10 protein-coding genes and 5 pseudogenes are annotated in these 11,278 nt (G+C 32.0%); 7 read left to right on the top strand and 8 right to left on the bottom strand.

The features are described 5' to 3' along the window. Positions 1 to 597: 597 nt before the first annotated feature. The 3 genes and pseudogenes from AAHN00_RS09625 to AAHN00_RS09615 form a co-directional block, all read right to left on the bottom strand. Positions 598 to 1,228, bottom strand: a pseudogene (locus AAHN00_RS09625) (HD domain-containing protein). Position 1,229: 1 nt separating this feature from the next. Further along, complete coding sequence (locus tag AAHN00_RS09620; protein ID WP_342271138.1) at positions 1,230 to 1,757, bottom strand: hypothetical protein; 528 nt, start codon at positions 1,755 to 1,757, stop codon at positions 1,230 to 1,232. 91 nt (positions 1,758 to 1,848) lie between these two features. Further along, a pseudogene (locus AAHN00_RS09615) lies at positions 1,849 to 2,586 on the bottom strand (integrase core domain-containing protein); the annotation flags it as partial. A gap of 3 nt (positions 2,587 to 2,589) precedes the next feature. Between AAHN00_RS09615 and AAHN00_RS09610 the strand changes: the two are divergent. Further along, complete coding sequence (locus AAHN00_RS09610) at positions 2,590 to 3,069, top strand: transposase (protein WP_342271137.1); 480 nt, start codon at positions 2,590 to 2,592, stop codon at positions 3,067 to 3,069. 119 nt (positions 3,070 to 3,188) lie between these two features. Further along, positions 3,189 to 3,530 (top strand): annotated as a pseudogene (locus AAHN00_RS09605) (IS6 family transposase); the annotation flags it as partial. Here the strand turns inward: AAHN00_RS09605 and AAHN00_RS09600 are convergent. The 4 genes and pseudogenes from AAHN00_RS09600 to AAHN00_RS09585 form a co-directional block, all read right to left on the bottom strand. Further along, on the bottom strand, positions 3,511 to 3,654 hold the full coding sequence (locus AAHN00_RS09600) for a hypothetical protein (RefSeq protein ID WP_342271136.1): 144 nt from the start codon (positions 3,652 to 3,654) through the stop codon (positions 3,511 to 3,513). The pseudogene AAHN00_RS09605 and the gene AAHN00_RS09600 overlap by 20 nt on opposite strands. A 47-nt stretch (positions 3,655 to 3,701) precedes the next feature. Continuing rightward, on the bottom strand, positions 3,702 to 4,409 hold the full coding sequence (locus AAHN00_RS09595; protein WP_342270905.1) for an IS6 family transposase: 708 nt from the start codon (positions 4,407 to 4,409) through the stop codon (positions 3,702 to 3,704). Between the two features lie 66 nt (positions 4,410 to 4,475). Beyond that, positions 4,476 to 5,084: pseudogene (locus AAHN00_RS09590) on the bottom strand (helix-turn-helix domain-containing protein); the annotation flags it as partial. 55 nt (positions 5,085 to 5,139) lie between these two features. Next, entirely contained in the window at positions 5,140 to 5,379 is a 240-nt protein-coding gene (locus tag AAHN00_RS09585; protein WP_342271135.1) for an IS110 family transposase, read from the bottom strand. Between the two features lie 243 nt (positions 5,380 to 5,622). Between AAHN00_RS09585 and AAHN00_RS09580 the strand changes: the two genes are divergently transcribed. The 5 genes and pseudogenes from AAHN00_RS09580 (at position 5,623) to AAHN00_RS09560 (ending at position 11,164) form a co-directional block, all read left to right on the top strand. After that, entirely contained in the window at positions 5,623 to 6,162 is a 540-nt protein-coding gene (locus tag AAHN00_RS09580) for a demethoxyubiquinone hydroxylase family protein (protein ID WP_341755268.1), read from the top strand. A 20-nt stretch (positions 6,163 to 6,182) separates the two neighbouring features. Beyond that, positions 6,183 to 8,660: pseudogene (locus tag AAHN00_RS09575) on the top strand (UvrD-helicase domain-containing protein); the annotation flags it as partial. Continuing rightward, entirely contained in the window at positions 8,661 to 9,350 is a 690-nt protein-coding gene (locus AAHN00_RS09570; protein WP_342272636.1) for a PD-(D/E)XK nuclease family protein, read from the top strand. 38 nt (positions 9,351 to 9,388) lie between these two features. Beyond that, positions 9,389 to 9,736, top strand: a complete 348-nt coding sequence (locus AAHN00_RS09565; protein ID WP_342271134.1) for a nucleoside triphosphate pyrophosphohydrolase — start codon at positions 9,389 to 9,391, stop codon at positions 9,734 to 9,736. Positions 9,737 to 9,865: 129 nt separating this feature from the next. After that, a complete protein-coding gene (locus AAHN00_RS09560) occupies positions 9,866 to 11,164 on the top strand; it encodes an IS256 family transposase (protein WP_342271133.1) in 1,299 nt (432 codons plus the stop codon). Here the strand turns inward: AAHN00_RS09560 and AAHN00_RS09555 are convergent. After that, the gene (locus tag AAHN00_RS09555; RefSeq protein WP_342271132.1) at positions 11,097 to 11,255 is read right to left on the bottom strand and encodes a hypothetical protein; all 159 of its coding nucleotides are present in this window, start codon (positions 11,253 to 11,255) and stop codon (positions 11,097 to 11,099) included. The genes AAHN00_RS09560 and AAHN00_RS09555 overlap by 68 nt on opposite strands. Positions 11,256 to 11,278: the final 23 nt, after the last annotated feature.

Raw genomic sequence — 11,278 nt, 5'->3', positions numbered from 1 at the left:
GATGTAATCGCAATACAAATATTCTACAAGATAATTTAATTTGGGAACAAAAAGTAAGTACAAAAACTTCTATATCTTATTTCTTGATATATTGTGCTTCCACTATATCTTTTTATATAGCTTTTATATATTGCCCACAAATATTAAAAAATCACTATTCGTACACTGTTGAGCAAGTAATTCATCAGAATCTTTTAATTTCAATAATTGGTACTTTAAGTGGTATATTGTTAGCTGTAATAAGCTATAGAATATATCCTTTAAGGATTTTAAAATTAAAATTATATTTCTCTATGATTTTAACATTAATTTTTCCGTATATACTTTATCGTTTCAATAGTAGTGGTGTATTAATAGTTCAATTAGCGTTTGCATCATTTTGGATATCTGAGTTTCCAGCTACTCCTATTTTATTGAAACATTTTCCTGTTCTCAAAAGATTTACTTACCCCAATCTTTTATTTGCATTATCTCGTACTATTATGTATGTCATTACTGCGTTTGGAATTGTTTATTTAGTAGAATATTTAAATTACTGGGGACTATGGATTATTATAATTCCAATTATTATAGGATATTGGTTTGCCTTAAATTACTTTATAACACTAGAGAAGGAAGTTGGAAATTATCCATAATATCTACATAATACCTTATGTTATTATAATTGGATATTGTACATAAACAATATTTACTTAATTCAATTTCATGCACCCCAAGAACTGCTGCAAGCATTAAAAATATTTGTAAAGTTTCATCTACTATTTTTTTCATCTTTTCAGGAGATTTAGCTCCTATAGTTTGCATATTATGGAGTCGGTCAAATAACTTGACTAGAAGTACATCATATTTTTTTTCCTTATACAATAATTCTACTGTTTTTGCAGAACTAGTCTTTACTCCTTCACATTTTATCCTTGTTAAATCTTGTACTTGATTTGCTACTTTTACTCCAAATTCTTTTGCTATTTTCTCTTTGGTAAGTTCAGTATCTTCTATTGTATCATGCAATATACTGGTTACAATAATATCAGTGCGGAATAAATAATCGGAAATCATATAAGCCACTTCTAGAGTAATATGGCTCACCTGATTGCCGCATTTGACTGCCATGATATTTTTTAGCAAAATAGATAGCTTTTTTGACTACTCCTATATCTATTTTATCTTTTGCTCTCTCATTTAATATAAGCAATTTATTAATTAACCGTTCACTGTAACAACATTTCATATTATTCTTGATTTAATGAATCTCCTACAATTGATACTTCTTCAGCAATCTCAGATAAACAATAATATGCTTGTTCAACAAAATTACTCCAATATTTTATACCTGCTGCTTGGGATTCCTGGATAGTTTGATAATATGAATGCTGCGTCACTTTCTCAATAAAGTAAGCAAATGCCTTGCCCCTTGACATTATTTCATCCCATAATATCTCTCGACCTTCCACTCCTAATTTATGCTCAGCAATTTCTGGTAAACATTTTCTTGCTATATCTCGTATGTGATGTGATACTGACGTTGTTGCCATTAGTTTAACTGATTCCTGATCTCTTAACTCCACTCCTATCGCTAATGTTAAGTCAGCAAGAAAATCATCTTTATTAGTACCATAACCTTTCCTCAAACATTCTGCTAATGGTAAGGCGGCTTCTTTTTTCCCTAACACCAAATGTAAATACAAATCCCAAACTGTATCTTTTATACTATCATCAAATAGTTGTTTAAATTGTACATATTCAGGCTTTGCTGTCACCTCTTTATCTGATTGATAATTCTCACAAACTGTTGCAATATCAATTTGATACTTATTACTTTGTAGAAGTCAAGATTTGATCTTACATGCACTATAAATTTTGCACCTGATTGTCAGTTAAATTTTGACTGTCAGAGGAGTATTCAAGATACAAGATTTCATTATTCTTTTCAACAGCTAATTTCTTACTATCTTGAAAAGTTTGCATAGGAGTTTTTCCATAACAATATTTTCCTGAATGTGGTCGCTCATTATTGAAATGCTCTAACCAAATATCAAGATATAATTGTAAATCGTCAAATTCGGTATAAATCTTTTTACGCATAGCTGTATCAAAGAATTCTTGTTTCATGGTTTTATTAAAACGTTCACACATACCGTTTGTTTGAGGAGAATATGCCTTAGTTGTAGTATGTTCTATACCCTCTATGCTAAGAAATAACTCAAAAGCATGATGCTCTATATTTCCCTTATATTCTGACCCACGATCTGTAAGAATACGAAGTATTGGTATCCCTTGGGTCTCGTACCATGGTAACACGCGGTCATTAAGCATATCAGCAGCAGTAATAGCTGTTTTATCAGTATATAGTTTAGCATCCGCTACCCTAGTATAGCTATCAATAAATACCTGAGAATAAACCTTACCTATACCTTTGAAATTACCTACATAGTACGTATCCTGACATCCTAGATAACCTGGATGCTGCGTTTCAATTTCTCCATGTGCTTCTTTTTCATTACGACGCTTCTCTAGCACTTGTAACTGAGCCTCAGTAAGAACAATACCATCCTGAGCCATCTTTGCTTCTAATGCTTTAAGCCTTTTACCATGTCGGATGATGAGATAGTGCATCAGAAGCATTTAGGGATGATGAGTTATGTAATGAAGCATATACATCAACGTGATATGCTTAGTTTGTGGGAGGAGTTTTTAAGAAGGTTTAAACTAGAAGTTTTAATTGATAGAGATAATGGTTATATTTACTTAGAATCGTTTTTATGGTATACTGATGCTAAGTTGGCAGAAGAGCAGCAATCAGAATTAGAGCAAATACTAGCCGAATATTTATCAGAAGAAGAGACAGGTAATATTATGAGAACTATCGCCCAGAAATATATTGAAGAAGGTGAGTTTAGAGGCATCCAAATAGGTGAAGCTAGAGGTGAAACTAGAGGTATGAAGATTGGTAGAAAAGAGGAAAAATATGAAGTAGCAAAAAATATGTTCTCTAATAATTACTCTATCGCTGAAATTTCTCGTATTACCGGTTTATCTATTCAGGAGATCAACAATCTGCTTAAATCCTAGTTTTGTAGTCAAAGGGGTAAGCCCTTTGACCTTGATCATTCTAGGTTATTTTTTTTGGTTCTGTCGCATCTGTTGTAAATGGTAGAAAAAGTAGGTATAGTTAAACAAAAGATACAGCTATGCCATTTCATATTGCGTCAAAGTTGTTAAAATATTTTAAAGGATTCTGTTCTTCACCGGAAATAATCATGTTATTTGTTTAGATGAAATGTAGGTTTTCTTTAAGTTACCGAGATATAGAAGAAATGGCAATTATCAGGGGTGCGAAAATAGATCATGCTACTCTACAAAGGTGGGTAATCAAGTTTGTAAAATTAATAGACATGCAAGTTAGAAAATACAAGAAACCTGTTGGCAATAGCTGGTGGATGGATGAAACATACATTAAAGTAAATGGTGAATGGATATACCTTTATAGAGCAGTTGATTCGTTAGGAGCTACTATAGACTTTTTATTGTCCCACTTTGGGAGAAAAACCCCGCACTTGCAGTGCGTCGTTTCAACATAAATTTTAAATATCTTATCAAGAAAAGATAAGAATGAATCATACAGATATTTTTTAACAAAATCTGGTTTTGTCGCATCTATAAATCATACTACATCAAGATTGTTAAAACTAAGGTTTTGGACATTATGATGCCATTAACATAGCAAAATTCTCAAAAGTAGAAAGATTATCATTAGCTCCAATTATTTGTCTTTTTTGCATCATACGAATATTTTCTATACCGGTAATAGTCATTTCTGCAGAATGAAAACTCTTAAAACCAAGCATTGGCTTTGTACGTTTTTTGATAAACCTATGATCTTGTTCTACAAGATTATTCAGGTATTTGGTCTGAATAACCTTAATTTTATAATCTTTAGGAACTTCTGTATTCAAATCATTAAGAGCAGCAGTATTACTACCGCTTTTATCAATTACTACTTTCTCAGGAAAATTATTCTCTCTAAAGGCTTTACGAAAAAATGCAAGTGCTGCAGGCTTGTCTCTATGCTTACGTAGCAGAAAGTCTACAGTATTACCAAGACTATCTAGTGCTCTATATAAATAAACCCATTTACCGTTTAATTTAATATAAGTCTCATCCATTCTCCAACTACTACCAACTGGCTTCTTTCTTTTTCTAACCACCTGATCTATCAATGGTACAAATTTTATAACCCATCTTTGTAATGTAGAGTGATCAATTTTTGCTCCCCTTATACTCATCATTTCTTCCAAATCTCGATAACTTAAAGAAAATCGGCATTTCATATAGACAAATAACATTATTATTTCTGGTGAAGAACAAAATCCTTTGAAATATGATAATAATCTTGCAGTAATACGAAACATCTTAACATCTTTTTTAGATCATTATATCAATCTTTTTTCTATTGTCCAACATATGCGACAGAACCTTTTGTCTGTGTATAATTTGGCATCCGTCACCCTGGAATAGCTATCGATAAAAGTTTGACCATAAACCTTACCTATTCCTTTAAAGTTGCCAACATAGTAAACATCTTGACAACCAAGATAGCCTGGATGTTCTGTCTCTATTTCCCCATGTGCCTCTTTAAGATTCTTACGATTCTCCAAGACACGTAATTGAGCTTCCTTAAGTATAATGCCATCCTGAGCCATTTTAGTTTCTAAAGCTACTAGCCGTTTCTTAAGATTATTGAGATCGTTCCTAAGCCAGATAGATCTAATGCCGCCGGGAGATACTAAAATCCCATCTTTTTTTAATTCGTTCGATACACGAAGTTGACCATAAGCGGGGTACTCTATTGCCATGTCTAATACCGCTTTCTCTACAATAGGATCAACTCTATTAGCCAATATGGGTTTCTTACGGCTTATTTCATACAAGGCTTCATCGCCACCATTCTCATATAATTCCTTGAATCTATAATAACTATCTCTGCTATACCCCATTGTCTTACATGCACTAGATACATTTCCTAAGCTTTTTGCTAGTTCAAGTAATCCTATTTTTGGTCTTATTATTTTCTGATTTAAATTCATTTTAATCTCTATTTAATAATTTGTTTATTTTACTAAATGTAAGATTAAATCTCAACTACTTTACCTTATGTATTTGTTGGTTATTATTATCCAGCTTTTGACAAATCTCAGCTTCGTATCCTCCAGTAGGTTCACATATTATTAGCTTAATCTCTTGCTCTTTTGCTAATTTAATCATCTCTTCATGACCAGTTGCATCATTGGCAAAACGATGATATTTAGGTTTATCTCTTGTATTATATACACATATATCAAGCCAGTTTTTACTTACGTCTAGACCTATTATTTTATTCATGATATAATCTCCTTCTTCTTATGGTGCAAGGCTGCTCTTTTTAAGACCACCTTCTGCAATTTGTTCAAGGTAAACTACCAAAAAGAGGGTACTTATTCTCTTAGCGACTATTTTAGTCAAGGTCTATTCAAGTCACCCTCTTTAATTACTTATAACACATTCTTAAGATATAAGGTCTATTATAAAATACCAGAATTCGCGTAATGCAATAAATTATCCGTTATTTAGATACTAAGGCAGCATATGGCAAGACCCGATTTCACCAATTCAGACAATATCATAAAAGAAATGATTAGAGTAAATCATGCTGGAGAATATGGGGCTAAACGAATTTATCAAGGGCAATTAAATTATTGCAAAAACCACGAAGATTCCTCTACAATAAAACATATGATGCAGCAAGAAGAAGTACATTTGAGCTACTTTACTAACTTGTTATTACAACATAATGTTAGACCAACTATTTTGATACCATTTTGGCATATTATTGGCTATGTACTTGGTAGTGGATCGATATTGATAGGAACAAAAACTGCCATGCTACTAACGCAAAGTGTAGAAGAAGTGATTGAACAACATTATCAGAAACAAATAGATTATCTCGAATTGTATAATTTAGAGAAAGAATTAGTAAATAGCATAAAACAATTTCAGGCTGAGGAAATTGAACATAAAGATATAGCTCTAGTACAAGGTAGCAGTAAGGTAGTATTTGCTTTCTTAATTAATAAAGTTATTAAATTAATGTGTAATATGGCTATTAATGTGAGTAAAAAAGTTTAAGTTACTCAAATAGAAATAAAATGAATGAATTACAACAACAAGCATCTGACCCAGAATATTCTGTTTGGGTTTCTGCTTCAGCTGGTACAGGCAAAACCAAAATTCTAACAGATAGGGTGCTACGGTTACTAATTAAGGGAGTTCCATTTGAAAAGATACTATGCTTAACTTTTACTAATGCAGCCACCCTTGAAATGCAGAGTAGGATTAAAAATAAACTTGCTCAATTTGCTGCAAACGAAACCGCTAAATTAACTGAAGAGTTAGGTTTATTACTTACTAGAGAGCCTTTAGAAAGTGAGGTGCAATATACCAAAACTTTATATAACAGACTACTAAACTCTGAAGATGGTATTAATATTTACACTATCCATGCTTTCTGTCAGAAGATGCTTAAATTATTTCCTTTTGAAGTTGGCATTAATCCAAAATTTCAGGTTCTTGACGAGATTACAGCACAAGGGGTTGTTAGCAAAATAAGAAACCAAATCTATTTAGATCCGACTTATAATGAGCTGATTAGTTTTTTTCTGACAAGTTTCCATGAAACAACTATCAATGATATTTTCTCTGAAATAATCCAGCAAAAAATTAAGTTTAAGAAATTATTTGCCAAACAAATGGATTTTGTAGAGTACGATGCTCAAACTATTTTTGCACAATTATCAAATATTTATGACCAAGCTAGGCAATTATTGGCAAAATACTCAATAGCTATTGACTTAGATCAAGAAATTCAACAATTTTTTCTTACTAAAGAAAACCTTAAGCGTAAGAACATATTGCCTAAATCTATGGCAATGAAGTACCCAAAGTTATTGAATGAACTTGAATATATTCAAGAGAAAATTTTTCAGATAGATCAACAAGCTAAAATGCAGGATATGGAGAATTACTCAAATTCATTACGTAACTTGGCAAAGATTTTTCTTGATAAATATGATTCCTACAAAACCCAGCATAGTTTGCTTGATTATGATGATTTAATTTATCTTACGCAGTTATTATTAACGGATAATGCTGCAAAGAATTGGATAGCTTATAAACTTAATGGCGGGATTGACCACTTGCTTGTTGACGAAGCACAAGATACTAGCCCGGAACAATGGGACATTATCACTGCAATTATAGCAGACTTTACTTCTAGCACTAAGCAAAAAAGTACTATTTTTGTCGTAGGCGATGAGAAACAGTCGATTTTTAGCTTCCAAGGAGCAGATATTAGCTCTTTTAGTTATGTTAATGAAAATTTGTATAAAAACCTATCTGATGCAAATAAGAATTTTAGAAATATTACTCTCCAGTGGTCTTATAGATCTACTAAAGAAATTATTGATATTGTCTATCTAATTTTTCAACAAATTAAACATACTACTCCACAATTATTTACATCTGATAATCCTAAAATTTTGCCATTTCGTCAAACTCATAAAGGTAGAGTTGAACTTTGGCCATTAGTTAAGGATGAAAAAGAGAGTAAGTTGTTTTGGCCTTTACTGGAAGAGCATAATAAATCCAAATCTGCTCAGCAATTACTTGCACAACAAATTGCTAGTTTTATAAAAAGCCAAATAGCAAGTCGAAGAATCCTGCCTGCTACTAATTCCGAAGTCAAAGAATCAGATTTTATGATTTTGGTACGCAAGAGAGATGAGTTGATTTTTGAGATTATTAACTGTCTTAAGCAACATGGTTTGCCAGTAGAAGATGTTGATCGGATCACTTTAAATAAAAATTTGTCAGTATTAGACTTAATGAGCATAGCGAAATTTGTACTACTACCTCAAGATGATTTGAATTTGGCTAGTCTATTAAAATCACCAATAATTGGTATGAGTGAACAGGCACTACAAACTATTTCAGTTTCTCGGGGCAAGAATTCTATTTGGGGTTACCTACAAACTGTCCTAGACTATGCAAGTATATATAAGAAACTATGTCATTTCTTGCAGCTATATAAGGTTGCCAATTGTGAAAATTTTTTTTCACTTATTGTCGATTGTTTGGATGTTAGAAAAGTTTTAGTTGAGGCTAATGGATTTGATAGTAATGACGTAATAAATGAATTGATATATTTGAGTAGCAATTATGCTAATAATATAGATAGCTCTTTGCAAAGCTTTGTTTATTGGTTTGAAAATAACAAAATTGAGATTAAAAGAAATTTAGAATCGTCAAGTAAGATAAAAATTATGACCGTGCATGCTTCTAAAGGTCTGCAAGCACCTATTGTTATTCTGTGCGATACTAGTTCAGTACCAACTAATAGTAATAAATTCATTTGGGACGAAAATCAAGTGTTCTCTACCACTCAATCAGCCAATAGCCCAGAATTCTTTAAAGTTCTCAAAGAAAAGGAGCAACAAAAAGACTTACAAGAATATATTAGACTACTTTATGTTGCAATGACTAGAGCCGAAGACCATTTAGTGATATGTGGTTATCAGTCAAGTAGTAAGCTACCACAAAATTGTTGGTATGAGTTGGTTGCTAGAACAATGAATATGCACGGGAAGGTACAGAAAAATGGTATTATAGTTTATGAATCAGTTATTGAAGGAAGTGGAAATGGACAGGAATCTAAAGAAATAGAGCAAAAAGGTGCTTTGGATATTCGAGATCCCGCATCAAAGCAGGATGACATTGAAGATTGGATACCAAACCTTTTTTTAATTAATAAAATCACCAGAAATACAAAGCAAAATTATTCAGTCAATTCTCCTCTTATAGTTAATGATCATTTGGAATATGGTAAGATATTTCATAAAATTCTAGAAGATGCCACAAAGATCAATGATTTTTCTATGATGAATAAACATCCGTTTATTCACAAGTTACCAACAACTCTGCAAGAAAAGATTCATAGCAATATTGATAAATTACTGAATAATATAGAATTTATGGCACTTATTTCCCAAGAGCTAAAAACTGAAGTGACGATAGGGACAACTCTAAATGATGAGGTTAAGATAGGAAGAATTGATTTACTTGCCATTGATACAGGGAAAATAACCATTATTGATTATAAATCCGATGCTAGTCCACCTAAAACCTGTCAATTAGTTAAGGAATCTTATATTGATCAGTTGAATTTTTACCGACATATAGTAGCAAAACTATATCCTAACAATGAAATTATTTGCAAAATTCTATGGCTAGAAAATGCCAATTTTATGACGATTGGTTAACCTTTAACCAATAATACACAGGTAATATGACAAAATTAGTGAGAGATTTAGTTCCGCAAATTATCTTAAAATTTGGTCGAATACCAGTCTTTCGTATTGCAGAATTGGCTGAGTATAAACAATTATTAAGACAGAAACTTTCTGAAGAGGTAGAAGAATTTCTAGAAAGTGAATCTATCGAAGAAATTGCTGATATCATAGAAGTACTTGAGGCAATATGTAATAGCAACTCTTATAAATTAAAGGATATACTAAACATTAAAAAGCACAAAAAAGATACCAATGGTGCTTTTGACAATAAAATAGGGTTTTGTCGCATCTATAAATCATACTACATCAAGATTGTTAAAACTAAGGTTTTGGACATTATGATGCCATTAACATAGCAAAATTCTCAAAAGTAGAAAGATTATCATTAGCTCCAATTAGAGTCTGTCCTATAGTTTGTGTAAGTTGCAAAGAAAGCAGTAAGAGATTACTGTAAAAAAAGTAACTTAAGCAAGCAAGGAGGAATTATGGCTAAAAAATTAGATACAGATAAAGATACATTAGACATCAGTAATCAGCTAGTAGAAGAATTATTATCAAAAGCAGATCCATCGGAGTTATTTGGTCGAGATGGTTTATTTCAACAGCTAAAGAAGCAAATAGTTGAGAAAATATTAGCAAGTGAGTTGGATCATGAATTAGGATATTCAAAACATAGCAAGATGCCAAAAGTAGATAATAATCGTCGTAATGGTAGCTATGAGAAGACAGTAATTGATGGGGATGGTCGTAAGCTGACAGTAGAAGTACCAAGAGATCGGGAAGGAGAGTATAATCCTCAATTAATACCAAAAGGGCTGAGGAGATTTAATGGATTTGATGAGAAAGTGATATCCCTTTATGGTCGCGGTATGACAGTCAGCGAGATCCGAGGGCATTTAGAAGAAATATATCAAACTGATGTATCTGGTGACTTGATATCCACCATAACAGATGGGGTGATAGAAGAAGTAACTAGGTGGCAAAATCGTTGTTTAGATAGGGTGTATCCAATATTATACTTGGACTGTATCTATGTAAAATCTAGAGACAATCACATAGTAATAAATAAAGCAGTATATTTAGCACTTGCTGTAAATATAGAAGGGAAAAAGGAGTTACTTGGCATTTGGATAGGCAAAAATGAAGGTGCTAAATTTTGGATGCAAGTAGTTACTGAGTTAAAGAATCGAGGAATTGAACAAATTTATGTTGCTTGTGTGGATGGTTTAAAGGGCTTTCCAGAAGCTATAAGCAGTGTATTCCCGAGTACTATAGTACAATTATGTATTGTACATATGGTTCGCAATTCAGTAAAGTATGTGTCATATAAAGATTTAAAAGAGGTCACATCAGATCTAAAACAAATTTATACAGCTAATAATGACGAAATGGCACGTTTAAAACTTCAGCAATTTGGTGTAAAATGGGATAAAAAATATCCGGTAATTTCTGATATTTGGCAACGTAATTGGTCTGGGATAATACCGTTTTTTGCCTTTCCTGAAGAGATCAGAAAGGTAATTTATACTACTAACACTATAGAATCTGTAAATCGTCAAATTAGAAAAATTATCAAAAATAAGGGGGTGTTTCCAGATGATAAGTCAATTCAAAAAATAATATTTTTATCCCTACAAAATGCAGCCAAAAAATGGACCATGCCTATTAAAGATTGGTCTTTAGCTTTAAATCAATTTGAAATACTTTGTGGAGATTTTAAATATGATTTATTGTCCCACTTTGGGAGAAAAACCCCGCACTTGCAGTGCGTCGTTTCAACATAAATTTTAAATATCTTATCAAGAAAAGATAAGATAAGATATTTTTTAACAAAATCTTACACTTCACAGATATATTCTTTTTGTGTTGTGACACTTTCTAAATGAGCCATACACAAA

It is taken from the genome of Candidatus Tisiphia endosymbiont of Parasteatoda lunata, assembly GCF_964030955.1.
In the GTDB taxonomy this organism is placed as follows: domain Bacteria; phylum Pseudomonadota; class Alphaproteobacteria; order Rickettsiales; family Rickettsiaceae; genus Tisiphia.
This window is presented reverse-complemented; position numbering and strand designations above follow the sequence as displayed.